General features: G+C 67.8%; 28 protein-coding genes. 11 read left to right on the top strand and 17 right to left on the bottom strand.

All coding sequences use genetic code 11. The features are described from left to right. Positions 1–38: 38 nt before the first annotated feature. The 5 genes from EZ313_RS23705 to gatC all read right to left on the bottom strand — a co-directional run bounded on the left by EZ313_RS23705 (position 39) and on the right by gatC (position 4,132). Positions 39–164, bottom strand: a complete 126-nt coding sequence (locus EZ313_RS23705; RefSeq protein WP_276606949.1) for a hypothetical protein — start codon at positions 162–164, stop codon at positions 39–41. 114 nt (positions 165–278) lie between these two features. Next, a complete protein-coding gene (locus EZ313_RS10475; RefSeq protein ID WP_135263094.1) occupies positions 279–878 on the bottom strand; it encodes a DUF6151 family protein in 600 nt (199 codons plus the stop codon). A 4-nt stretch (positions 879–882) separates the two neighbouring features. Beyond that, entirely contained in the window at positions 883–2,370 is a 1,488-nt protein-coding gene (gene gatB, locus EZ313_RS10470; RefSeq protein ID WP_135263093.1) for an Asp-tRNA(Asn)/Glu-tRNA(Gln) amidotransferase subunit GatB, read from the bottom strand. Then, complete coding sequence (gatA, locus tag EZ313_RS10465) at positions 2,367–3,833, bottom strand: Asp-tRNA(Asn)/Glu-tRNA(Gln) amidotransferase subunit GatA (RefSeq protein ID WP_135263092.1); 1,467 nt, start codon at positions 3,831–3,833, stop codon at positions 2,367–2,369. Before gatA ends, gatB begins: the two co-directional genes overlap by 4 nt. Further along, entirely contained in the window at positions 3,833–4,132 is a 300-nt protein-coding gene (gene gatC / locus EZ313_RS10460; protein ID WP_135263091.1) for an Asp-tRNA(Asn)/Glu-tRNA(Gln) amidotransferase subunit GatC, read from the bottom strand. Before gatC ends, gatA begins: the two co-directional genes overlap by 1 nt. 150 nt (positions 4,133–4,282) lie before the next feature. On the opposite strand from gatC, the gene EZ313_RS10455 reads away from it, so the two are divergent. The 4 genes from EZ313_RS10455 to mrdA are packed head-to-tail and all read left to right on the top strand — an operon-like array spanning position 4,283 to position 8,959. Further along, positions 4,283–5,326, top strand: coding sequence for a rod shape-determining protein (locus EZ313_RS10455; protein WP_135263090.1), 1,044 nt, complete (start codon positions 4,283–4,285; stop codon positions 5,324–5,326). 19 nt (positions 5,327–5,345) lie between these two features. Continuing rightward, positions 5,346–6,275, top strand: coding sequence for a rod shape-determining protein MreC (gene mreC, locus EZ313_RS10450; protein ID WP_135263089.1), 930 nt, complete (start codon positions 5,346–5,348; stop codon positions 6,273–6,275). 1 nt (position 6,276) lies between these two features. After that, complete coding sequence (mreD, locus tag EZ313_RS10445; RefSeq protein ID WP_135263088.1) at positions 6,277–6,795, top strand: rod shape-determining protein MreD; 519 nt, start codon at positions 6,277–6,279, stop codon at positions 6,793–6,795. A gap of 43 nt (positions 6,796–6,838) precedes the next feature. Next, positions 6,839–8,959: a penicillin-binding protein 2 gene (mrdA, locus tag EZ313_RS10440; RefSeq protein ID WP_135263087.1), complete on the top strand. Its 2,121-nt coding sequence runs from the start codon at positions 6,839–6,841 to the stop codon at positions 8,957–8,959. Position 8,960: 1 nt separating this feature from the next. On the opposite strand, the gene EZ313_RS10435 is transcribed toward mrdA, so the two are convergent. The 3 genes from EZ313_RS10435 to EZ313_RS10425 are packed head-to-tail and all read right to left on the bottom strand — an operon-like array spanning position 8,961 to position 11,235. Further along, positions 8,961–10,004, bottom strand: a complete 1,044-nt coding sequence (locus EZ313_RS10435; RefSeq protein ID WP_135263086.1) for a YheT family hydrolase — start codon at positions 10,002–10,004, stop codon at positions 8,961–8,963. Beyond that, complete coding sequence (locus tag EZ313_RS10430) at positions 10,004–10,453, bottom strand: YybH family protein (RefSeq protein WP_135263085.1); 450 nt, start codon at positions 10,451–10,453, stop codon at positions 10,004–10,006. The genes EZ313_RS10435 and EZ313_RS10430 overlap by 1 nt, the downstream gene beginning before the upstream one ends. 32 nt (positions 10,454–10,485) lie before the next feature. Beyond that, complete coding sequence (locus EZ313_RS10425) at positions 10,486–11,235, bottom strand: hypothetical protein (RefSeq protein WP_135263084.1); 750 nt, start codon at positions 11,233–11,235, stop codon at positions 10,486–10,488. 45 nt (positions 11,236–11,280) lie between these two features. Between EZ313_RS10425 and EZ313_RS10420 the strand changes: the two genes are divergently transcribed. Genes EZ313_RS10420 through EZ313_RS10410 form a run of 3 tightly spaced genes read left to right on the top strand, consistent with a single transcriptional unit; the run spans position 11,281 to position 13,386 of the window. Continuing rightward, a complete protein-coding gene (locus EZ313_RS10420; RefSeq protein ID WP_135263083.1) occupies positions 11,281–11,937 on the top strand; it encodes a LemA family protein in 657 nt (218 codons plus the stop codon). Between the two features lie 25 nt (positions 11,938–11,962). Then, positions 11,963–12,877, top strand: a complete 915-nt coding sequence (locus EZ313_RS10415; RefSeq protein WP_240788583.1) for a TPM domain-containing protein — start codon at positions 11,963–11,965, stop codon at positions 12,875–12,877. Further along, the gene (locus tag EZ313_RS10410; RefSeq protein WP_135263082.1) at positions 12,877–13,386 is read left to right on the top strand and encodes a TPM domain-containing protein; all 510 of its coding nucleotides are present in this window, start codon (positions 12,877–12,879) and stop codon (positions 13,384–13,386) included. Before EZ313_RS10415 ends, EZ313_RS10410 begins: the two co-directional genes overlap by 1 nt. Before the next feature lie 99 nt (positions 13,387–13,485). On the opposite strand, the gene EZ313_RS10405 is transcribed toward EZ313_RS10410, so the two are convergent. The 9 genes from EZ313_RS10405 to EZ313_RS10365 form a co-directional block, all read right to left on the bottom strand. Beyond that, positions 13,486–13,914 carry a F0F1 ATP synthase subunit epsilon gene (locus tag EZ313_RS10405; protein WP_135263081.1) on the bottom strand — a complete coding sequence of 143 codons (429 nt, stop codon included), beginning with the start codon at positions 13,912–13,914 and terminating at the stop codon, positions 13,486–13,488. 89 nt (positions 13,915–14,003) lie between these two features. Next, entirely contained in the window at positions 14,004–15,437 is a 1,434-nt protein-coding gene (gene atpD / locus EZ313_RS10400; protein ID WP_135263080.1) for a F0F1 ATP synthase subunit beta, read from the bottom strand. 19 nt (positions 15,438–15,456) lie between these two features. Then, positions 15,457–16,338: a F0F1 ATP synthase subunit gamma gene (gene atpG / locus EZ313_RS10395; protein WP_135263079.1), complete on the bottom strand. Its 882-nt coding sequence runs from the start codon at positions 16,336–16,338 to the stop codon at positions 15,457–15,459. 20 nt (positions 16,339–16,358) lie between these two features. Then, the gene (gene atpA, locus EZ313_RS10390; protein WP_135263078.1) at positions 16,359–17,912 is read right to left on the bottom strand and encodes a F0F1 ATP synthase subunit alpha; all 1,554 of its coding nucleotides are present in this window, start codon (positions 17,910–17,912) and stop codon (positions 16,359–16,361) included. 36 nt (positions 17,913–17,948) lie between these two features. Continuing rightward, positions 17,949–18,479 (bottom strand): F0F1 ATP synthase subunit delta, encoded by a 531-nt coding sequence (locus EZ313_RS10385; protein ID WP_135263077.1) that lies wholly within the window; start codon positions 18,477–18,479, stop codon positions 17,949–17,951. An 11-nt stretch (positions 18,480–18,490) separates the two neighbouring features. Next, a complete protein-coding gene (locus EZ313_RS10380; protein ID WP_135263076.1) occupies positions 18,491–18,961 on the bottom strand; it encodes a F0F1 ATP synthase subunit B in 471 nt (156 codons plus the stop codon). A 60-nt stretch (positions 18,962–19,021) separates the two neighbouring features. After that, positions 19,022–19,282: a F0F1 ATP synthase subunit C gene (gene atpE, locus EZ313_RS10375; RefSeq protein WP_135263075.1), complete on the bottom strand. Its 261-nt coding sequence runs from the start codon at positions 19,280–19,282 to the stop codon at positions 19,022–19,024. A gap of 53 nt (positions 19,283–19,335) precedes the next feature. Next, positions 19,336–20,193 (bottom strand): F0F1 ATP synthase subunit A, encoded by an 858-nt coding sequence (gene atpB, locus EZ313_RS10370; protein ID WP_135263074.1) that lies wholly within the window; start codon positions 20,191–20,193, stop codon positions 19,336–19,338. Between the two features lie 26 nt (positions 20,194–20,219). Beyond that, positions 20,220–20,669 carry an ATP synthase subunit I gene (locus tag EZ313_RS10365; RefSeq protein WP_240788582.1) on the bottom strand — a complete coding sequence of 150 codons (450 nt, stop codon included), beginning with the start codon at positions 20,667–20,669 and terminating at the stop codon, positions 20,220–20,222. A gap of 124 nt (positions 20,670–20,793) precedes the next feature. Here EZ313_RS10365 and EZ313_RS10360 point away from each other — a divergent pair, with 124 nt between their 5' ends. Genes EZ313_RS10360 through lipA form a run of 4 tightly spaced genes read left to right on the top strand, consistent with a single transcriptional unit; the run spans position 20,794 to position 23,656 of the window. Continuing rightward, a complete protein-coding gene (locus EZ313_RS10360; protein WP_135263072.1) occupies positions 20,794–21,684 on the top strand; it encodes a D-amino acid aminotransferase in 891 nt (296 codons plus the stop codon). Between the two features lie 2 nt (positions 21,685–21,686). Next, positions 21,687–21,983 carry a YbeD family protein gene (locus EZ313_RS10355; protein WP_135263071.1) on the top strand — a complete coding sequence of 99 codons (297 nt, stop codon included), beginning with the start codon at positions 21,687–21,689 and terminating at the stop codon, positions 21,981–21,983. 8 nt (positions 21,984–21,991) lie between these two features. Beyond that, a complete protein-coding gene (lipB, locus tag EZ313_RS10350; protein ID WP_135263070.1) occupies positions 21,992–22,657 on the top strand; it encodes a lipoyl(octanoyl) transferase LipB in 666 nt (221 codons plus the stop codon). A 9-nt stretch (positions 22,658–22,666) separates the two neighbouring features. Then, positions 22,667–23,656, top strand: coding sequence for a lipoyl synthase (gene lipA, locus EZ313_RS10345; RefSeq protein WP_135263069.1), 990 nt, complete (start codon positions 22,667–22,669; stop codon positions 23,654–23,656). The last annotated feature ends 37 nt before the right edge of the window (positions 23,657–23,693 follow it).

Below are 23,693 nucleotides of genomic sequence, written 5' to 3'. Positions count from 1 at the left end.
GGAGTGGGTAAGCCGCTTGTCGGTTGCAGGGCAGCCCATCACCGCGCGAACCGCAACACCCGGTCGTGGCCGAAGTCGGTCACCCACAGCGAGTCGGGCGTCAGCAGCACCGGGAAGGCGAAGGCGATGAAGGCGCGCGACGCGCTGGAATTTCGAGTGGGCATGGCGAGTGGCAGGAGCGAGGGTTGAGCCGATGTGCTCACGCATGCTCCCGGACTCGCAGGACCCTTGGAACGACCAAGGTCCTAAGCGGACGCGCCTCGTTCTGCGAACGCCGTTCAGTGCGCCGCCTGGCGCGCGGCTTCGATATCGGCCTTGGGTGGCACATGCACCGGCGCCACCGGCGCGCCCTTCGCATCGAAGAAGGGCGTGCTGCGATAGCTGCCGGTCAGCCGCGCCGCCGACAACCGAAGCACCATCGCGACGAAGCGCGCCATCATCCCGGCGCCGCCGCGGCGAAGCGTCGGCCCCAGCGCCGACTTCGTGTTGATGTCCATCTGCACCGGCGGGAACGACGCCTCCAGCGGGTGCACGCGCGCGAGGCTCGTGTGCACCAGCCCGACGTACGGCAGCTTCCAGTCGCGCGGCGTGTTGGCCACGGGCGTGTTGCAGCAGCGCGCGTACCAGCGGAGCAAGCCCTTCGGCGACAGCGACATGCACGCCAGTTGCGGCGCGCCCGCCGTCAGTCGCACGTAGCGCGAATGGGTGGCCACGATGTCGGTGCCGCCCAGCGGGTCCACTATCTGATGCGGCTCGCCGACCCAGTGCGCATAAGTACGGCAATCGCGGCAGTAGCAGACCGCGCGCATCGCGCGGTGCGGTTCGTCCACCTCGCCCCGGAGTGCGCCGCAACGGCACTGGAACGGATGGACGGCCATGGGATCAGCCGGCGAGCTTGCGGCGCAGCAGGTCGTTGACCTGCTGCGGATTGGCCTTGCCCTTGGTGGCCTTCATCGCTTGGCCGACCAGCGCGTTGAAGGCCTTGTCCTTGCCGGCCTTGAACTGGGCGACGTTGTCGGCATTGGCGGCAATGATCCCGTCGATGATCTTTTCGAGCTCGCCGGTGTCGCTCATCTGCCGCAGACCATGGCTTTCAATCAGCTCGTCCACTTCAGTCGTGGGCCGAGTCCAAAGCTCGCCGAACAGTTTCTTCGCGCTGGCGTTGGAAATCGTGCCGTCCGAAATGCGGGTGATTAGCTTTCCAAGCTTCGCAGCGTCGACAGGGATCGCTGCGCGGTCCCCTTCGACTGCTTCGCTTGCCACCGGGTTCCCATCCTGATCACGGGCACCTTCGCTCATAAAGCGGCGAACGTCGTTGGTGACCCAGTTAGCAGCCAACTTCGCCTGCTGACACGCCTTGACTACTTTTTCGAAGTAGTCGGCGATCGCCGGCGATTGCGTTAGCGTCGTTGCGTCGTACTCAGAAAGCTCGTACTCAGAAACAAACCGGGCGGCCATCGCGCGCGGCAGCTCGGGCATGCCCTGGCGCACCTGCTCGACCCACGCGGGCGCCACCACAAGCGGCGGCAGGTCCGGATCGGGAAAGTAGCGGTAGTCCGCCGCGTCTTCCTTGGTGCGCATCGCACGCGTCTCGCCGCTGTCGGGATCGAACAGCACGGTGGCCTGCTCGATGGCGCGGCCGTCCTCCAGCTCGCCGATCTGCCAGCGGATCTCGTAGTCGATCGCCTGCTGCATGAAGCGGAAGCTGTTCAGGTTCTTGATCTCGCGCCGCGTGCCCAGCGGGCCGCCCGGCCGGCGCACCGACACGTTGGCGTCGCAGCGGAAGCTGCCTTCCTGCATGTTGCCGTCGCAGATGCCGATCCAGGTGACGATGTTGTGCAACTCCTTCGCGTAGGCGACCGCTTCCTCGGTGGAGCGCATGTCCGGCTCGGTCACGATCTCCAGCAGCGGCGTGCCGGCGCGATTGAGGTCGATGCCGGACTGGCCAACGAAGTCCTCGTGCAGCGACTTGCCGGCGTCTTCTTCCAGGTGCGCGCGCACCAGGCGCACGGACTTCTTTTCCTGCCCGAGGAAGAACTCCACGGTGCCGCCCTGCACCACCGGGATCTCGTACTGGCTGATCTGGTAGCCCTTGGGCAGGTCGGGATAGAAATAGTTCTTGCGCGCGAAGATGCTGCGCGGCGCGATCTTCGCGCCTACGGCCAGGCCGAACGCGATGGCGCGTTCGACGGCGCCCTTGTTCATCACCGGCAGCGTGCCGGGCAGCGCCAGGTCGACGGCGCTGGCCTGCGTATTCGGCTCCGCGCCGAAGTCGGTGGGCGCGCGGCTGAAGATCTTGGATCGGGTGGAAAGCTGGGAGTGCGTCTCGAAACCGATCACCACTTCCCAGCCCTGGACCAGCTTGCTCATTGAAGGCCCTCCGGCTTCTTCAGGTGGAAGTCCGTCGCCTGCTGGAACCGGTGCGCGGCATTGAGCAGCCGCCCTTCCTGGAAGTAGTTGCCGATCAACTGCAGCCCCACCGGCATGCCGCCCTGGCCGAAGCCGCAGGGCAGGCTCATGCCGGGCAGGCCGGCGAGCGAACCCGGCAGCGTGAAGATGTCGGCCAGGTAGTCGGCCAGCGGATCGTTGCCGTGCTCGCCGAGCTTCCACGCGACGCTCGGCGCCGCCGGCCCTGCGATCACGTCGCACTGCCTGAACGCCTGCTGGAAGTCGTCGGCGATCATGCGGCGGATCTTCTGCGCCTGCAGGTAGTAGGCGTCGTAATAGCCGTGCGACAGCACGTAGGTGCCGATCATGATGCGGCGCTTGACCTCGTCGCCGAAACCTTCGGCGCGCGTCTTCTTGTACATGTCGACCAGGTCGGCGTACTGCTTCGCCCGGTGTCCGAACTTCACGCCGTCGAAGCGAGACAGGTTGGACGACGCTTCGGCCGGCGCGATGATGTAGTAGACCGGGATCGAGAGCTCGGTGCGGGGCAGCGAGATCTCCACGCGGCGCGCCCCGAGCTTCTCGTACTGCTGCAGCGCCGATTCGATCACCGCGCGCACGTCGTCGGCCAGCCCCGTGCCGAAGAACTCCTTCGGCACGCCGATGCGCAGCCCGTCCAGCGAGCCGGACAACGATCTAGTGAAGTCCTCCGCGGGCGTGTCCAGGGAAGTCGAATCGCGCTCCGGGTCCGGGCCGCACATCGAAGACAGCAGCAGCGCGCAGTCTTCCGCGCTGCGGGCCATCGGACCGGCCTGGTCCAGGCTGGAGGCGAACGCGATCATCCCGTAGCGCGACGCGCGGCCGTAGGTGGGCTTGATGCCGGTGATGCCGCAGAACGATGCCGGCTGGCGGATCGAGCCGCCGGTGTCAGTGCCGGTCGCCGCCGGGGCCAGGCGCGCCGCCACCGCGACCGCGCTGCCGCCGGAGGAACCGCCGGGGATGCGCGAGGGGTCCCAGGGGTTCTTCACGGGGTAGTACGCGGAGTTCTCGTTCGACGAGCCCATGGCGAACTCGTCGCAATTGAGCTTGCCCAGGGTGACCGCGCCGGCCTCGGCGAGCTTGCGCACGACCGTGGCGTCGAAAGGCGAGCGGTAGCCCTCCAGTATCTTCGAGCCGGCGGTGCTGGGGAAGTCGCGCGTGACGAAGATGTCCTTGTGCGCGATGGGAACGCCGAGCAACGGCGCCGTGTCGCCTTTCGCGATCCGCTCGTCGGCCGCGCGGGCCTGAGCGAGCGTCACTTCGTCGTCCCGCGCCAGGTAGGCGCCCAGGGCTTCATGCGTCTTCGCCCGGGCCAGGAAATGCTTCGCGGTTTCGACGGCCGAGACGTCGCGGGTCTTGAGCTGACGCGCCAGTTCGGCGACGGAAAGGTCGTGCAAGGCCGCCATCACTCGATCACTTTCGGTACGAGGAACAGGCCGCGCTCGACCGCTGGTGCGCTCTTCTGGTTTTCTTCACGGGCGTTTGGCTCGCTCGCCACGTCGTCGCGCAATCGAAGCTGCACGTCCTGGAAAGCGGCCACCGGATGCGCGAGCGGTTCGACGCCCGCGGTGTCCACGGCGCGCATCGCTTCCACGATGGAGAAGAAGCCGTTGATCTGCGCCAGCATGCGTTCGCTCTCTTGCGGCTGCAATTCCAGGCGCGCGAGATGCTGCAGTCGCCGGATGTCGTCGGGGGTCAGGGCCATGGCGGAAAAACGACGGGAAACGGAATGTAATCGCGGCGGACAGTGCTGCCACGGTCGAGTTATTCACAGGGGATCAGTTATTATCCGCCCTGCAGTGCACGGCCCCTCTTGGGGCCGATTTCACACAGAAGAAGGAAGAGGACTCCCCCCATGTTCGGAGCGTTCCGTCGGTACCTTTCGTCCGACCTGGCCATTGACCTGGGCACGGCCAACACACTGATCTTCGTGCGGGACAAGGGCATCGTTCTGGACGAACCTTCCGTGGTCGCCATCCGCCACGAGGGCGGCCCGCAGGGGAAGAAGACGATCCAGGCCGTGGGCCACGAAGCCAAGGCCATGCTGGGCAAGGTGCCGGGCAACATCGAGGCGATCCGCCCGATGAAGGATGGCGTCATCGCCGACTTCACCGTCACCGAGCAGATGCTCAAGCAGTTCATCAAGATGGTCCACCCCCGGTCCATGATGAAGCCCAGCCCCCGCATCATCATCTGCGTGCCCTGCGGCTCGACCCAGGTGGAGCGCCGCGCCATCCGCGAATCGGCGCTCGGCGCCGGCGCCAGCGAGGTCTACCTGATCGAGGAACCCATGGCCGCCGCGATCGGCGCCGGCCTGCCGGTCTCCGAGGCCAGCGGCTCGATGGTGGTCGACATCGGCGGCGGCACCACCGAAGTGGGCGTCATCTCGCTGGGCGGCATGGTCTACAAGGGCAGCGTGCGCGTCGGCGGCGACAAGTTCGACGAGGCGATCATCAGCTACATCCGCCGCAACTACGGCATGCTGATCGGCGAACCCACCGCCGAAGCGATCAAGAAGACCATTGGCTCGGCGTTTCCCGGCAGCGAGGTCAAGGAGATCGAAGTCAAGGGCCGCAACCTTTCCGAAGGCGTGCCCCGCTCTTTCACGATTTCCTCCAACGAGATCCTGGAAGCCCTGACCGACCCGCTGAACAACATCGTCTCGGCGGTCAAGAACGCGCTGGAGAGCACGCCGCCCGAACTGGGCGCGGACATCGCCGAGCGCGGGATGATGCTCACCGGCGGCGGCGCGCTGCTGCGCGACCTCGACCGCCTGCTGGCCGAGGAAACCGGCCTGCCCGTGCTGGTGGCCGAGGATCCGCTGACCTGCGTCGTGCGCGGCTGCGGCATCGCACTCGAGCGCATGGAGCGCCTGGGCAGCATCTTCACCTCCGAGTAGTTCTCCCCGGAAGACAGCGATGCCGCTCGGTACGCTGGACAGGACCCCACCGCCCTTCTTCAAGCAGGGCCCGTCGGCGCTGTCCAAGCTGATGGTTTTCAGCGCCCTGGCGCTGTTCCTGATGGTGGCGGACACCCGCTTTCGCATCACCCAGCCGCTGCGCGCGGCCGTCGGAACGGTGCTCTATCCCCTGCAATGGGCCATCCTGCGCCCCGTGCTGGCGCTGCGCCACGGCGGCGAATACTTCGAGGCGCTGCGCGACGCGCAGGTGCTGGAAGCGGCGGCGCGCAAGAAACTCGCCCAGCAATCGCAGCAGGCCAACCAGGTCGAGCAGCTGGCGCTGGAGAACAAGCGGCTGCGCGAACTGCTCGCCCTGCGCGAGCGAATCACCACGCCGGGCCAGGCCGCCGAGGTGCTGTACGACGCGGCCGACCCGTACACCCGCAAGGTGATCATCGACAAGGGCATGGCCCAGGGTGTCGAGGAAGGCTCGCCGGTGATCGACGAGTCCGGCGTGCTGGGACAGGTGACGCGCGTTCATCCGCTGATCAGCGAAGTCACCCTGATCACCGACCGCGACCACGCCATCCCGGTCCTGAACGCCCGCACCGGCGCCCGCAGCGTGGCCTTTGGCGATCCGGGCGGCTCGCACGCCGGCGCGCTGGAGCTGCGCTTCATGGCCGGCAATGCGGATGTGCAGGCCGGCGACCTGCTCACCACCAGCGGCGTGGACGGCATCTACCCGGCCGGGCTGCCGGTGGCCAAGGTCGACAAGGTCGAGCGCCGCGCCGACTCGGCCTTCGCACGAATCTTCTGCGTGCCGCAGGCCGCGGTGGACGGCGCCCGGCACGTGATGGTGCTCAAGCCCGTCGCCGCGCAGATCCCGCCGCGGCCGGTCGAAGCCCCGGCGGCCGTCGGGCCCAAGCCCGCCAGGAAGGGAGCGCACTGACATGATCATGCGCCCCGGCCAGCAGCTGCTGCTTCCGGCCAACCCGCTCTTCATCTGGTCCAGCCTGCTGGTGGCGATGGTGGTCAGCATGCTGCCGCTCGGCCGCACGCCGTGGATGCCCGACCTGCTGGCGCTGGTGCTGGTGTTCTGGGGCGTGCACCAGCCGCTGCGGGTGGGCATCGGCGCCGCCTTCGCCTTCGGCATCGCGATGGACGTGCACCAGGCGGCCCTGCTCGGGCAGCATGCGCTGGCCTACACCGCGCTGACCTACCTCGCGATCACCATCCACCGCCGCCTGCTCTGGTTCACGGTGCCCTCGCAGGCGGTGCAGGTGCTGCCGCTGTTCGTGGCGGCGCACGCCATCGAGCTGGCGATCCGCATGATGGCGGGCGGCGTGTTCCCCGGCGCCTCGATCCTGCTCGCCCCCGTGATCGAATCCCTGCTTTGGCCGGTGGTCAGCGTGATCCTGCTGGCGCCGCAGCGCAGGGCGCCCGATCCCGATGAGAATCGGCCGCTGTGAGCGTCCGGCGGTCGTGAGCCCCCGGCGCTGACGGCCCACCACCATGACCGAACTGCGCAACGTCGAAGCCGATCTCTCGCGCTTTCGCACGAGGGTGCTGGCGGCCAGCCTGGCCGTGCTGGTGTGCTTCCTGCTGCTGGCGCTGCGACTGGTGTACCTGCAGGTCTTCAAGCACGACGACCTGAGCGAACAGGCCGAGGCCAACCGCACGGCCATCGTTCCCATCGTCCCGAACCGCGGGCTGATCCTGGACCGCAACGGCATCGTGCTGGCCACCAACTACTCGGCCTACACGCTGGAGATCACGCCCTCGCGGCTGTCGTCCACACTGGAGCGCACCATCGACGACCTGGCGCAGGTGGTCGAGATCACGGCGCGCGACCGCCGCCGCTTCAAGAAGCTGCTGGAGGAGTCCAAGAGCTTCGAGTCGCTCCCGGTTCGCACCAAGCTGACCGACGAGGAAGTGGCGCGCTTCGCCGCGCAGCGCTTCCGCTTCCCCGGCGTGGAGATCAAGGCCCGCCTGTTCCGCAACTACCCCTACGGCGAACTCGCCAGCCACGTGATCGGCTACATCGGCCGCATCAACCAGGCCGAGAAGAAGCAGATGGAGGAGTGGGACGAGGAGGAACAGGCCAACTACCGCGGCACCGAGTACATCGGCAAGCTGGGCGTCGAACAGAGCCTGGAAAAGCAGCTGCACGGCGTTACGGGCGTGGAGCAGGTGGAGACCTCCGCCGGCGGCCGAGCCGTGCGCAAGCTTGACAGCCGGCCCGCCACGCCCGGCGACACGGTGCTGCTGTCCATCGACATCAAGCTGCAGAAGCTGATCGAGGACATGTACGGCGACCGGCGCGGCGCGCTGGTGGCGCTGGACCCCAAGACCGGCGAGGTGCTGGCCTTCGTGTCCAAGCCGACGTTCGACCCCAACCTGTTCGTCGACGGCATCGACTCGGAGAACTGGCAGGCGCTGAACGAGTCGATCGACAAGCCGCTGCTCAATCGCGCCCTGCGCGGCACCTATCCGCCGGGCTCCACCTACAAGCCCTTCATGGCGCTGGCGGCGTTGACCACCGGCAAGCGCAGCGCAACGCAGATCGTCATGGACAACGGCTCCTGGAGCTTCGGCGGCCACGTGTTCCGCAGCCACGGCGACCACGGCCTGGGCGCGGTGGACATGCACACCAGCATCGTCAAGTCCAGCAACGTCTACTACTACTCGCTGGCCAACGAGATGGGCGTGGACCTGATGCACGACTTCATGAAGCCGCTGGGATTCGGCCAGCTGACGGGCATCGACATCTTCGGCGAGGTGCGCGGCGTGCTTCCCAGCCAGGAGTGGAAGCGCAACTACTACAAGCGCCCCGAGCAGAAGAAGTGGTTCGCCGGCGAGACGATTTCGCTGGGCATCGGCCAGGGCTACAACAGCTTCACCATGCTGCAGCTGGCGCAGGCCACCGCCACGGTGGTCAACGACGGCGTCAAGCACAAGCCGCGGCTGATCATCGCCACCGAAGACCCGATGACGCACGCGCGCACGGTGGTGCCGCCGCAGGCGCCCGAGAACCTGGGCTACAAGCCCGAGCACGTGGCCATCATCCGCAAGGCGATGGTCGGCGTCACGCAGGGCGGCACGTCGACCCGCGTGTTCGCGGGCGCGGGCTACCTCTCCGGCGGCAAGACCGGCACGGCGCAGGCCGTCACCATCGGCCAGAAGGAAAAGTACAACGCCTCGAAGCTGGAAGAGCACCAGCGCGACCACTCGCTCTACATCGCTTTCGCGCCGGCCGACGATCCGAAGATCGCCTTGGCCGCGGTGGTGGAGAACTCGGGCTTCGGCGCGGCGGCCGCGGCGCCGATCGCACGCCGAGTGTTCGACTACTGGCTGATGGGCCTTTATCCGAACGAGGAAGACCTGGCCGCGGTGCGCAAGGGCCAGGCCGCCGGGCCGATGGGCAAGCCGCGCAACGTGGCGGATGTGCCCTGGCCGCCGGCAGGGTCGGGTGGCGCGGCGTCGCCGATGCCGGCCGCTTCGGCGCCCGCTCCGTTCGCGGCGGCGACCGTCACCGCGCCCGCGGCTGCGCCCTCGATCAAACCCGCTGCAGCCGCCCTGCCCGCGCCGATCCCCGCGGCCAGCGCCCTGCCGATCGCGGCACAGCGCAACTAATTCAGCGCCGGCGCGTTGCGGGTGACCCCAGGCCGGCCGCCGACAGCAGCCAGTCGCCCACCGCCTGCGGCATGTGGCGCACGTGCGAAGGCCAGCGGCCGGATGGAAATCCCACGTGGCCGCCCTGCGGCGGCTGCCACAACGTCACCCAGTCGCCGACCTGCTGCGGTCCCGGCAGGCTGTGCGCGGGGACGAAGGGATCGTTGCGCGCGTTGAGCACGAGCGCGGGCAGGCGGATGCGCGGCAGGTGCGGCTTGGCGGAGGCGCGCGCGTAGTAGTCGGCGCTGTCGCGAAAGCCGTGCAGCGGCGCGGTGAACACGTTGTCGAACTCATAGAGATCGCGCGCCGCCAGCAGCGCTTCGCGGTCGAACAGGCCGGGATGCTGCGCGAGCTTGAGCAGTGCCTTGGGCCGCATCGTCCGCAGGAACATCGTGGTGTAGACCAGCCGGTTGAAACCTTCACCGATCGCCTTGCCCCCGGCGGCCAGGTCGATGGGCGAGCACACGGCGGCGACCGCGTCCACCACCCGGCCTGCTTCATGTCCCCTCTCCGCGGCCCACCGCATCAGCGCGTTGCCGCCCAGCGAGATGCCGGCGGCGACGATCGGCCCCGTGTGCGCCCCGCGCAGGCGCTGCAGGATCCAGTGCACCTCCTCGTGGTCGCCCGAGTGGTAGGCGCGCGGGCCGAGGTTCAACTCGCCGCTGCAGCCGCGGAAGTGCGGCACGACGTAGCGCAGGCCGCGCTCGCGCGCGAAGCGGGCGAAGGCTTCGGCGTAGTGGCTGCGCGAGGAGCCTTCGAGGCCGTGGAAGAGGACGAGCAGCGGCGCGCCCGCCGGCGCTTCGCAAGTGGACCAGTCCAGGTCGACGAAATCCCCGTCCGGCGTGCTCCACCGCTCGCGCCGGTATTCGGGCGGCGCGCCCACGCCCCGGCGCGCGAACAGCGCGGCCCAGATCGTCTGCAGGTTGCCGCCCGGCAGCCACCAGGGCGCGGCGTAGTCGAAGCCGCCCGCGGCCGATGCCGCAAGTGCCTGCGCGGCCGCCGCCATCAGTGCAGCACCGACGGCGTGTCCGAGACTTCCTGGATCTCGCTCGGCGTGCCGGGGCTGGCGTGGTGGGCCACCATGCGCCAGCCCTGCGCGGTCTTGTGATAGATGTTGGTCGCGATCACCCACGCCTGGCGCGGACCCTGCGGCGTGAGCACCTCGACCTTCTCCAGCAGGTTGTGCACGCAGCTGGCGAGCGACTCCACCTTGCGCACGCGCTCCGGCCACGCGCGGATGCTGCCGTTGGCGAACATCGCCTCGAACGTGGCGCGGATGGCGACGGGGCCGACGACGCGCGGCCCGCCCGGGTGGATGCAGACGATCTCGTCCTCGTCGGCCCAGCAGGCCATGAGCTTTTCGATGTCGGCGTTCTGCAGGGCGTCGTAGAACGCGGCCTCGACGTCGTCGGCATTGCCTTCTAGGTTGGCGGCCTGGAGCTTGGACTTTCGCATCGACGGGATTTTCGCGGAATCAGGACAGCAAACTACGCACCCAGCCATTGGCGCACGGCGACGCGCATGTCGCCCTGCGCCGCGCGCCACACCGTCTCGGGCGCGGCCACGTGGATGCCGGGCGGCGCGACCTGCAGCGCGGCGGCGACGAACTCGGCCACCTTGATCGAGCGCACCGGCTGTTCACTGCTGGGCACCATGTACTTGAAGATCGAGAGCATCCAGTGCGCCAGGCGCGAAGGCCAGCCCGACGCAGGCGGTGGGGGCGGCTTCTGCGCCGAGCGCACGATGAGCAGCCGCTCGAAGCCTTGCGAGGCCACGGCCTGCTCGTCGAGGCTGGCCAGCCCGCGCTTGAGCGACTCGGGCAAGCGGCCCTGCGCGTGCGGCAGGACTACCGCCAGTGTGCTGACGCCGCTGCGGCGCATCCACTGGGCCAGCGCCGGCAGCTGCTCGGGCGCGGGCGTCCACAGCGCGCGCTCGCGGTCGTAGAACAGCCGCGGCGGATCGAAGAGGACGACGCCCGTCTCGGCCGCGCCCGGCGGCCATTGCGCGGGATCGTCGTGCGGCACGACAGTCGTGCCGACACCGCGCAGGCCCGCCGTGATCGGCTCGCGCGCCAGCACCTGGGTCGGGCCGAACTGCTGCAGGCCGACCAGCCGGCGCAACACCTCGTTGCCCAGCACGCCCGTCGCGCCAGCGATCACGAGCCGGGGCCGCAAGGAAGAGCCCGGAGCAGCGCCGCGCGCCGCGGCCTGGAGGGCTTGAAGGGGCGCATCGCGCATCCCATCTATGCTACCGTCGCCCGACCTTCGCAAAGGAGCTTGCAGATGAAACGTTGGCTTGCCGTCCTCGTTGCCGTGTTCGCGCTCTCCGGCTGCGGCTACAACGACTTCCAGCGGCTGGACGAGCAGACCAAGTCGGCCTGGAGCGAGGTGCTCAACCAGTACCAGCGCCGCGCGGACCTGGTGCCCAACCTGGTGGCCACCGTCAAGGGCGAAGCCAACTTCGAGCAGGAGACGCTCACGCGCGTGGTCGAGGCGCGCGCCAAGGCCACGTCGGTGCAGGTCACGCCCGAGACGCTGAACGACCCCGCGGCCTTCCAGCGCTTCCAGCAGGCGCAGGGCGAACTCTCCAGCGCGCTGAGCCGACTGCTGGTGGTCAGCGAGCGCTATCCGGACCTCAAGGCCAACCAGGGATTCCGCGACCTGCGCGTGCAGCTCGAAGGCACGGAGAACCGCATCACCGTCGCGCGCAACCGCTACATCCAGTCGGTGCAGGAGTACAACGTGCTCGCGCGCAGCTTCCCGACCAACCTGACGGCCATGGTCTTCAACTACGACCCCAAGCCGACGTTCACGGTGCAGAACGAGGCGGAGATCTCGGCGCCGCCGCGCGTGGAGTTCGGCACCCCCGCCTCCTCTTCCGCACCCGCAAGGCCCGCGGCCGCGCCGAGCGCGCCCGCGAGCGGCACACCGACCCGCTGACCCTATCGCGCAGGGCTGACCCGGCGTGAAGCGGCTCTTCGCGTTCCTGGCCGCGGCCCTGCTGTGGCTCGGCGTGGCATGGGCGCAGGGCGTGCTGCCCGTGCCGGAGCTCACCGCCCGCGTCATCGACCAGACCGGCACGCTGGACGAGATCCAGCGCCAAGGGCTCGAGCAGAAGCTGGCCGCGTTCGAGCAGCGCAAAGGCACGCAGATCGCGGTGCTGATGGTGCCCACCACGCAGCCGGAGGACATCTTCAGCTACGCCAACCGCGTGGCCAATGCCTGGAAGATCGGCCGCCGCGACGTCGGCGATGGCGTGCTGGTGATCGTGGCCAAGGACGACCGGCGCGTGCGCATCGAAGTGGCCAAGACGCTCGAAGGCGCCATCCCCGACCTGGCCGCGCGCCAGATCATCGAGGAGGCGGTCACGCCGCGCTTCCGCCAGAACGATTTCGCCGGCGGCCTGCAAGCGGCCACGGACCGGCTGATCGCACGCATCGAAGGCGAAGGCCTGCCACAGCCGCGGTCTCCGCGAGGACCCGGCACGGCGGAAGGTTTCGACTGGTTCGACCTGGCCATCTTCATGTTCTTCGCGGTACCGATCGCGGGCGGCGTGCTGCGCGGCATCTTCGGCGGCAAGTTCGGCTCGCTGCTCACAGGCGGCGGGACCGGGGCGCTGGCGTTCTTCCTGACGTCGAGCCTGGTGATCGGGGCGGTAGCGGGCTTGTTCGCGCTGGTGCTGTCACTGCTCTCCGGCGGACTCGGCTTCGGCGGGTCGAGGCGGGCGAACCGTGGCCACTGGGGCGGGCCCGTCATCGGGCCCTGGGGCGGCGGTGGCTCGGGCGGCGGCAGCTCCGGTGGCTGGGGCGGTGGCGGCGGCGGGTTCAGCTCCGGCGGCGGCGGCGATTTCGGCGGCGGTGGCGCGTCGGGAGACTGGTGATGCTGCGCAAACTGAAGCGGATCCTGAAGCACCGCTGGGTCGATGAAGCCGACACGCGGCGCGCCGTGCCGTCCGAGCTGGTCGAGCGTCTTGCGCGCCGCGTGGCCGCCAGCGAGAAGCGCCACACCGGCGAGGTGCGCATCTGCGTCGAAGCGGGCTTGCCCCTGAGCTATCTCTGGCGCGATGCCACGCCGCGCGAGCGCGCCATCGCGATGTTCAGCAAGCTGCGCGTGTGGGACACGGAGCAGAACAACGGCGTGCTGATCTACCTGCTGCTGGCCGAGCACGCGATCGAGGTCGTCGCCGATCGCGGCCTTGCGAACAAGGTCGATCCGGACACCTGGCAGGCCATCGTGCGCCGCATGGGCGAGGCGTTCCGTCAGGGCCAGTTCGAGGACGGGCTCACGCAGGCGCTCGAGGAGGTGTCGGCCCTGCTGGTCGAACACTTCCCCCTGCGCCCGGGCCAGGTGGACCCCAACGAGCTGCCGGACGAGCCGGTGCTCGGCTGACGAGGGCCTCGCACCAGGCCGCAGAAATAAAAAAGCCCCGCACAAGGCGGGGCTCGAAGGGCGCTGGTTTTTCTTAGCGCTTGTCTGGTGCGATCTGTCTTACTTCTTCTGCCTGTACTTGCGCAGCGCCGCGATCTGCGCGGCCATCACGGCCAGCTCCGACTGCGCCTTGGCGATGTCGATCTCGCTGTGGGCGTTCTTCAGGGCCTCTTCGGCGGCGCGGCGCGCTTCGTTGGCCTTTTCTTCGTCCAGGTCCTTGCCGCGGATGGCGGTGTCGGACAGCACGGTGACGCGATTGGGCTGCACCTCCAGGATGCCGCCGGCCACGAACACGAACTCCTCGCCGCCGTCTGCCTTTTCGATGCGCACCGAGCCGGGCCGCACGCGCGTGATCAGCGGCGTGTGGCGCGGGTAGATGCCGAGCTCGCCGGCTTCGCCGGGCAGCGCGACGAAGCGCGCCTCGCCGGAGAAGATCGACTCCTCGGCGCTCACCACGTCGACGTGAATAGTATGGGTGCTATCGACCACGTTCTTTCCTAGTCAGTCGAGGACAGAGCAACTCGCTTCGCTGCGTTGGTCTGTCCCCGAAGTCACTTCGGTGCTCGAAGCTGCCCGCTTTACGCGGCCAGCTTCTTCGCCTTCTCGAAGGCCTCGTCGATGGTGCCGACCATGTAGAAGGCCTGCTCGGGCAGGTGGTCGCACTCGCCGGCCACGATCATCTTGAAGCCGCGGATGGTCTCGGACAGCGGCACGTACTTGCCGGGCGAGCCGGTGAACACCTCGGCGACGTGGAAGGGCTGCGACAGGAAGCGCTGGATCTTGCGCGCGCGGGCCACGGCCAGCTTGTCCTCGGGCGAGAGTTCGTCCATGCCCAGGATCGCGATGATGTCGCGCAGTTCCTTGTAGCGCTGCAGGGTGGCCTGCACGGCGCGGGTGGTGGTGTAGTGGTCCTCGCCCACGACGTTGGGATCCACCTGGCGGCTGGTGGAGTCCAGCGGGTCCACCGCGGGATAGATGCCCAGCGCGGCGATGTCACGCGACAGCACGACGGTGGCATCCAGGTGCGCGAAGGTCGTCGCGGGCGACGGGTCGGTCAGGTCGTCGGCGGGCACGTACACGGCCTGGATCGAGGTGATCGAGCCGACCTTGGTGGACGTGATGCGCTCCTGCAGGCGGCCCATCTCCTCGGCCAGCGTCGGCTGGTAGCCCACGGCGGAAGGCATGCGGCCCAGCAGGGCGGACACTTCCGTGCCGGCCAGCGTGTAGCGGTAGATGTTGTCCACGAAGAACAGCACGTCGCGGCCTTCGTCGCGGAACGATTCGGCGATGGTCAGGCCGGTCAGCGCCACGCGCAGGCGGTTGCCCGGGGGCTCGTTCATCTGGCCGTACACCATGGCCACTTTCGATTCGGCCAAGTTGTCCAGCTTCACGACGCCCGAGTCGGCCATCTCGTGATAGAAGTCGTTGCCCTCGCGGGTGCGCTCACCCACGCCGGCGAACACCGACAGGCCCGAGTGCGCCTTGGCGATGTTGTTGATCAACTCCATCATGTTCACGGTCTTGCCCACGCCGGCGCCGCCGAACAGGCCCACCTTGCCGCCCTTGGCGAACGGGCAGATCAGGTCGATCACCTTGATGCCGGTTTCCAGCAGCTCCTGCGAGGGCGACAGCTCGTCGTACGCCGGCGCGCGGCGGTGGATCGGCATGCTGACCGCGCCGTCGACCGGGCCACGCTCGTCGATCGGGTTGCCCAGCACGTCCATGATGCGGCCCAGCGTGGCCTTGCCCACGGGCACCGTGATCGGCGCGCCGGTGTTGTAGACCATCGAACCGCGGCGCAGGCCGTCGGAGGAACCCAGCGCAATGGTGCGCACCACGCCGTCGCCCAGCTGCTGCTGCACTTCCAGCGTCAGCGCCGTGCCTTGCATCTTCAGCGCGTCGTACACGCGCGGCATCGCTTCGCGCGGGAACTCGACGTCCACGACGGCGCCGATGCATTGAACGATTTTTCCCTGGACGCTTGCGTTCACTTGAGTGTTCTCTTGAGCCATTCTTTGCTCCGGAAATTGTTTAAACGGCGGCGGCGCCGGACACGATCTCGGAGAGTTCCTTCGTGATCGCTGCCTGGCGCGTCTTGTTGTAGACCAGCTTGAGCTCGGATATGAGGTTGCCGGCGTTGTCCGTCGCGGCCTTCATGGCCACCATGCGGGCGGACTGCTCGGACGCCATGTTCTCGGCCACGGCCTGGTAGACCAGCGCCTCCACATAGCGAAGCAGCAGGTCGTCGATGACGGTCTTGGCGTCGGGCTCGTAGATGTAGTCCCAGCCGTGCTCGTGCGAGCCGCTGGCCTTGCTCTCGGCCTCCATCTTGGCGGCCGACAGCGGCAGCAGCGTCTCGACCACCGGCTCCTGCTTCATCGTGTTGATGAACTTGGTGTAGCAGAGGTACACGGCATTGAGCTTGCCCTCGGCGTACTGGTCCAGCAGCACCTTCACCGGGCCGATCAGGCGCTCGAGGTGGGGCGTGTCACCGAGCTGGGTGACGTGCGAGACCACCTGGGCGCCGATGCGGTTCATGAAACCCAGGCCCTTGTTGCCGATGGCCACGACCTGCGTTTTCACGCCCTGGTCCTGCAGCTCGCGCAGCTTGGTGGTGACCGCGCGCAGCACGTTGGTGTTCAGGCCGCCGCACAGCCCCTTGTCGGTGGACACCACGATGAAGCCCGCCGCCTTCACGTCGTTGGACTTCATGAAGGCGTGGGTGTACTCGGGGTTGGCCTTGCCGAGGTTGGAGGCGATGTTGCGGACCTTGTCGCTGTAGGGCCGGGCCGCGCGCATGCGGTCCTGCGCCTTGCGCATCTTGGAGGCGGCGACCATCTCCATGGCCTTGGTGATCTTCTTGGTGTTCTCCACCGACTTGATCTTGCCGCGAATCTCTTTTCCTGCAGCCACAGCTTTTCCTTGGAGTGGACTTAAGCGAAGGTCTTCTTGAACGCTTCGATGGCCTTGGCCAGTTCGGCCTCGGCATCCTTGTCCATGGCCTTGCTGGTGTCGAGCTTCTGGATCAGGCCGGAGTGCTTGTCCTTCAGCCAGGCGTGCAGCCCGGATTCGAAGGCCAGCACCTTCTTGACGTCGATGTCGTCGATGTAGCCCTTGTTCACCGCGAACAGCGAGGCGGCCATCAGCGAGATGGGCAGCGGGCTGTACTGCGGCTGCTTGAGCAGCTCGGTCACGCGCGCGCCGCGATCCAGCTGCTTGCGCGTCGCGGCATCCAGGTCGGAAGCGAACTGCGCGAAGGCGGCCAGCTCACGGTACTGCGCCAGGTCGGTACGGATACCGCCGGACAGGCCCTTGACCAGCTTGGTCTGGGCGGCGCCGCCCACGCGCGACACCGAGATGCCCGCGTTGATGGCGGGACGGATGCCGGCGTTGAACAGCGACGTCTCCAGGAAGATCTGGCCGTCGGTGATCGAGATGACGTTGGTCGGAACGAACGCGGACACGTCGCCGGCCTGCGTCTCGATGATCGGCAGCGCGGTCAGCGAACCGGTCTTGCCCTTGACCTCGCCCTTGGTGAACGCCTCGACATAGTCGGCGTTCACGCGCGCGGCGCGCTCCAGCAGGCGGCTGTGGAGATAGAACACGTCGCCGGGGTAGGCTTCGCGGCCCGGCGGGCGGCGCAGCAGCAGCGACACCTGGCGGTACGCGACGGCCTGCTTGGACAGGTCGTCGTAGATGATCAGGGCGTCCTGGCCGCGATCGCGGAAGTACTCGCCCATCGTGCAGCCGGCGTACGCGGAGACGTACTGCATGGCGGCCGACTCGGAAGCCGACGCGGCCACGACGATCGTGTAGTCCATCGCGCCGTTCTGCTCCAGCGCGCGCACGATGTTCTTGATCGTGGACGCCTTCTGCCCGATGGCAACGTACACGCAGGTCATGTTCTGACCCTTCTGGTTGATGATCGTGTCCACGGCCACGGCGGACTTGCCGGTCTGGCGGTCGCCGATGATCAGCTCGCGCTGGCCACGGCCGATGGGCACCATCGAGTCGATGGATTTCAGGCCGGTCTGCACCGGCTGGTCGACCGACTTGCGCGCGATCACGCCCGGCGCGACCTTCTCGATCACGTCCGTCATCCTGGCGTTGATCGGGCCCTTGCCGTCGATCGGCTGCCCCAGGGCGTTGACGACGCGTCCGATCAGCTCGGGGCCGACGGGCACTTCCAGGATGCGGCCCGTGCACTTGACGGTGTCGCCTTCGGAGATGTGCTCGTACTCGCCCAGGATCACGGCGCCGACCGAGTCGCGCTCGAGGTTCAGCGCCAGGCCGAACGTGGGCACGCCTTCCTTGGTGGCGGGGAATTCCAGCATCTCGCCGGCCATCGCATCGGACAGGCCGTGGATGCGGACGATGCCGTCGGTCACGGAGATCACCGTGCCCTGGTTGCGGATGTCGGCGCTGGCGGCCAGGCCTTCGATCCGGCTCTTGATCAGTTCGCTAATTTCTGCGGGATTGAGCTGCATGACTCGTTCCTTTGTGTCCTGGGGGGCGGGGACGGCTTATGCCGTCAGCGCGACTTTCATTTGCTCGAGGCGGGCCTTGACCGAGGTGTCCAGCACCTCGTCGCCGACCACCACGCGGATGCCGCCGATGAGGGACGAATCCTCCTGCACCGTGACATTGAGACGGCGGCCGAAGCGGCGTTCCAGCGTCTGCGCCACCTCGCCCAGGCGCTCGGCCGGGATCGGGAAGGCGCTGTAGACCACCGCGTCGGACGCGCCGCTCTGCGCATTCTTCATCGCGCGGAACTGCGCGGCGATCTCCGGCAGCGCGCCCAGGCGGCCGTTCTGGATCACGGTGCGCAGGAAGTTCTGCGCCGGCTGCGGCAGCGGCTCGCGCACGACGCCGCAGATCAGGTCGAACACCTGGCGGTCCGTGACCTTGGGGTTGCCGGCGTACTGCAGCAGCTGCGGATTGCCGGCCACGGCGGCCAGCGCGTCGAGCCACTGCGACGTGCCGTTCAGGTCGGCTTGCGACGACTTGAACAGGGCCTCGGCGTACGGGCGGGCGATGGTGGCGAGTTCGGCCATTCGTCTTCCCTCTACAGCTCGGTCTTGAGGCGGTTGAGCAGCTCGGCGTGCACGCCGGCGTTGACTTCCTTGCGCAGGATCTGCTCGGCGCCCTTGACCGCCAGCGCGGCGACCTGTTCGCGCAGGGCCTCGCGGGCCTGCACGGTCTGCTGCTCGGCCTCGGCGCGGGCGGCGGCGACGATCTTGTTGCCTTCCTCGGTGGCGCGGCCCTTGGCCTCTTCGATGATGGCCTGGGCGCGGCGCTCGGCATCGGCCAGCAGGGCGGCGATCTGGTTGCGCGACTTGGCCAGCTCCTCGTCGACCTTCGCATTGGCGGCGGCGAGTTCGGACTTGGCGCGGTCCGCGGCGGCCAGACCCTCGGCGATCTTGTTCGCGCGTTCGTCGAGCGCGGCGGCGATCGGTGGCCACACGTACTTCATCGTGAACCCGACCAGGATCAGGAACACGATGATCTGAATGATGAGGGTACCGGTGATGCTCACTGTTTCATCCTTGCCCGGGCGCGCGCGGCGCCCGGAACGGGTTGACGGAAGAAATCGCGATCAGCGCGCGGCCAGCTGGCCCAGGAACGGGTTGGCGGTGGCGAACCACAGCGCGATACCCGTGCCGATGATGAAGGCCGCGTCGATCAGGCCGGCCAGCAGGAACATCTTCGTCTGCAGCTCGTTCATCAGCTCGGGCTGACGGGCCGCCGACTCGAGGTACTTGCTGCCCATCACGCCGATGCCGATGCAGGCGCCGATGGCGCCCAGGCCGATGATCAGGCCGGCGGCGAGCGCGACGAAGCTGATGACTTGTTCCATTGAGAGACTCCTAAGGACTTTTGGTTGAGGAAAGGGAAAGAGGGAAAACCGGATCAGTGCGCGTCGTGGGCCTGGCCGACGTAGACCAGCGTCAGCATCATGAAGACGAAGGCCTGCAGCGTGATGATCAGGATGTGGAAGATGGCCCACGCCGAGCCGGCGATGATGTGGCCGATGGCCAGGCCGATGCCGGTGGCGGTGAGCGACCAGGCGCCGCCCATCAGCGCGATCAGCAGGAAGATCAGTTCGCCGGCGTACATGTTGCCGAACAGTCGCATGCCGTGCGAGACGGTCTTGGCGACGAACTCGATGACCTGCATCAGGAAGTTGAACGGCCACAGCAGCGGGTGGCTGCCGAAGGGCGCGGTGAAAAGCTCGTGCACCCAGCCGCCCAGGCCCTTGATCTTCACGTTGTAGAACAGGCAGACCAGCAGCACGGAGATGGAGAGGCCCATCGTGACGGACAGGTCGGCCGTCGGCACGACGCGCATGTAGGCATGGTGCGGATCGTGGCCGGTGGCGCCGTAGAAGCGGGCCCAGAGCTCGGGGATCAGGTCGACCGGCAGCAGGTCCATCGCGTTCATCATGAAGATCCAGACGAACACGGTCAGCGCGAGCGGCGCGACGAACTTGCGGCTGTTGGCGTTGTGCACGATGCCCTTGGCCTGCGAGTCCACCATCTCCACCAGGATCTCCACCGCGGCCTGGAAGCGGCCGGGCACGCCCGCCGTTGCCTTGCGCGCCGCCTTCCAGAGCAGCAGGCAGCAGATCACGCCCAACGTGATCGCCCAGAACAGCGAATCCCAGTTGAAGACGCTGAAGTCGACGACGTTCTTGGGCGGGTGGTTCTGCAGGAAGGTCAGGTGATGGACGATGTACTCGCCAGCGGTCGGTCCGTGTTCGGCAGCCATGTGTCTTGAGCCCGTTTCTTCCTAGTTCACTTTCGGGTGCGCCTGCGCGGTGCGAACGCCAGCGCGACCCAGTACACCTTCATCGCGAGCACCAGCCCGACCAGCAGCGCCGGCCAGCTGAGATCGCGAACCAGCCCTGGCGCAGCCATCAGCATGGCCACCGTCAAGGCGATCTTGACCATCTCCCACAGCAGGAACCCGAAGGCCGCCGTGCCCGCGTTGACGGAGGAGAACCGGCCGGTCAGGCCTCGCGCGAAGACGGCCGCGGGAATCGCCACGGCCAGCGCGCCATAACCGGCGGACCACCCAACGCTTGACTTGCCGGTGACGGTCCAGGCCACGAGTGCCGCGGCCAGGCCCACCACCGCCTGCCCCCCGACCACCCACCAGGGGGAAACCGGCGGATGTTCTTCGCGCAGCCTTCGCGCCTCCTCGGCGCTCAGCGGCTTGATCGGGGGTTGCTCGTCCTCCGACATTTCAGGAAGCGGGGCGACTGTTTTTCTCATCCAAAACGGCCCCGGCTTTCGGCCCTGAAATTTCACAAAGCCACTGATTATAAGTAGAAACCACGAGCCCGAGACCACGGGAGACAATCGCGGCATGAACGACACCGCCCACCTGCCCGACCTGCCCTGTTACCTCAACGGAGAGTTCAGCAAGCTGCGCGATGCACGCATCAGCGTGCTGGACCGCGGCTTCATCTTCGGCGACGGTGTCTACGAGGTCGTGCCCGTGTACCGCGGCCGTCCCTTCCGCTTCGCCGAGCACATGGCGCGGTTGGACCGCAGCCTGGGCGAGCTTCGCATTTCGAATCCGATGCCGCATGAGCAGTGGCGCGCGCTCGTGCAGGAGCTGGTGGACCGCTACGCGCGCATGAAGGGCGCGCCCGCTGCCGAGACCGACCAGATCGTCTACCTGCAGGTCACGCGCGGCGTGGCCATGCGCGACCACGTCATGCCCAAGGGCATCACGCCGACCGTGTTCGCGATGACCAACCAGCTGTACATCTACCCGGCCGAGGTGCGCGAGCGCGGCATCGCCTGCGTCACGGCCGAGGACTTCCGCTGGAAGAAGGCGCACGTCAAGAGCATCAGCCTGGCGGGCGCCGTGCTCGCCCGTCAGCTCAGCGCCGACGAGGATGCCGTCGAGACGGTGATGTTCCGCGACGGATTCCTCTCCGAAGGCTCCGGCTCCAACATCTGGGTCGTGAAGGACGGCGAGGTGCTGGGCCCGCCCACGGACAACCTGGTGCTCGAAGGCATCCGCTACGGCGTGATCGGCGAGCTGTGCCGGCAGCACGGCATCCCGTTCACCTTGCGTCGCATTACGCGTGAAGAGGTGCTGGCGGCCGACGAGATCCTCGTGTCCTCGGCCACCAAGGAAGTGCTGCCCTGCACCGTGCTGGACGGCAAGCCGGTTGGAAACGGCCGCCCCGGCCCTATCTACCAGAAGCTCTACGCCGGCTACCAGCGGGCGAAACAGGCCGCCTGACCATGACCACCCCCAAGCCCAACCCCGCTCAAGACCCGCGCAAGGAATCGCTCATCGAGTACCCCTCGCGGTTCCCGATCAAGGTGATGGGCGCGAAGGCCGAAGGCTTCGTGCACGCCGTGACCATGGTCGCCAAGCAATTCGATCCGACATTCGACGCTTCCACCGTCGAGCTGCGCGACAGCAAGGCCGGCAACTACCTCGGCATCACCATCACCATCACCGCCACCAGCCGCGAGCAGCTCGACGAGCTGTACCGCACGCTCTCGACCCATCCGATGGTCAAGGTCGTGCTGTAGGGCCCGGCATGCAGCAGCGCATGCTCGGTCGGGTCGCGTACGAGCCCACCTACCGGGCGATGCAGGAGTTCACCGCCGCGCGGCATGAGGGCACGCCCGACGAGCTCTGGCTGTGCGAGCACCCGCCCGTGTTCACGCAAGGACTGGCCGGAAAGGCCGAACACGTTCTCAATCCGGGCGCGATTCCCGTGGTGCAGACCAACCGCGGCGGGCAGGTCACGTACCACGGCCCCGGCCAGGTCGTGGCCTACCCGCTCGTCGACCTGCGCCGCCGCGGCTACTTCGTCAAGGAATACGTCTATCGGCTCGAGGAAGCGGTGATCCGCGCGCTGGCCGAATTCGGCGTCACGGGCCATCGCGTCGCGGGCGCGCCGGGCATCTATGTGCGACTGGCCGATCCGTCCTCGCACCAGGCCTTGCAGGGGCCGCGCGCACCCGGCCATGAATTCGACGGCCTCGGCAAGATCGCAGCCCTCGGAGTGAAGGTAAGCCGGCACTGCACCTACCACGGTGTCGCGCTGAACGTGGCCATGGACCTGGAACCCTTCTCGCGCATCCACCCTTGCGGCTACGCCGGGCTGGAAACAGTGGACCTTTCTACAATCGGCGTGTCCACCCCCTGGAACGAAGCGGCACAGGTCCTGGGCCAGAAGCTCACCGCCCTGCTCGCCTGAGGAAGGTCAATGAGCTCCAACCCCGTCGTGCGCGAGGCGCAATCCGTCGAGAACTACCAGGCCGGCGCCAAGCAGAAGGCCGCCGCCAAGCTCTCGCGCATCCCCGTCAAGGTGGAGCCGGGCGAGGTGCTCAAGAAGCCCGAGTGGATCCGCGTGCGGGCCGGCTCGCCCACGACGCGCTTCTACGAGATCAAGCAGATCCTGCGCGAGAGCAACCTGCACACGGTGTGCGAGGAAGCGTCCTGCCCCAACATCGGCGAATGCTTCGGCAAGGGCACGGCGACGTTCATGATCATGGGCGACAAGTGCACCCGCCGCTGCCCGTTCTGCGACGTGGGCCACGGCCGGCCCGACCCGCTGGACGTCCACGAGCCGGAGAACCTGGCCCGCACCATCGCGCGCCTGAAACTGAAATACGTGGTGATCACCAGCGTCGACCGCGACGACCTGCGCGACGGCGGCGCCGGCCACTTCGTCGACTGCATCCGCAAGACGCGCGAGCTCTCGCCCGGAACCACGATCGAGGTGCTCGTGCCCGACTTCCGCGGCCGCGACGACCGCGCGCTGGAGATCCTCAAGGCCGCGCCGCCCGACGTGATGAACCACAACCTGGAGACCATCCCGCGCCTGTACAAGGAAGCGCGGCCCGGCTCGGACTACCGGTTCAGCCTCAACCTGCTGAAGAAATTCAAGGCGCTGTTCCCGCACATCCCGACCAAGAGCGGCCTGATGGTCGGCCTGGGCGAGACGGACGAGGAGATCCTCGAGGTGATGCGCGACATGCGCGCGCACGGCATCGACATGCTCACCATCGGCCAGTACCTCGCGCCCACGCTGTCGCACCTTCCGGTGCGCCGCTACGTGCACCCGGACACCTTCAGGATGTTCGAGGCGAAGGCGCGCGAGATGGGCTTCAGCCACGCCGCCGTCGGCGCGATGGTGCGTTCCAGCTACCACGCCGACCAGCAGGCGCACGCGGCCGGCGTGACCGCCGCCTGAAGCCATGAGCGCCCGCAACGACGAAGTGCCGTCGTTG

It is taken from the genome of Ramlibacter henchirensis (assembly GCF_004682015.1).
Taxonomy (GTDB): domain Bacteria; phylum Pseudomonadota; class Gammaproteobacteria; order Burkholderiales; family Burkholderiaceae_C; genus Ramlibacter; species Ramlibacter henchirensis.
The sequence above is the reverse complement of the archived record's forward strand: the minus strand, read 5'-3'. Positions and strand labels throughout refer to the sequence as shown.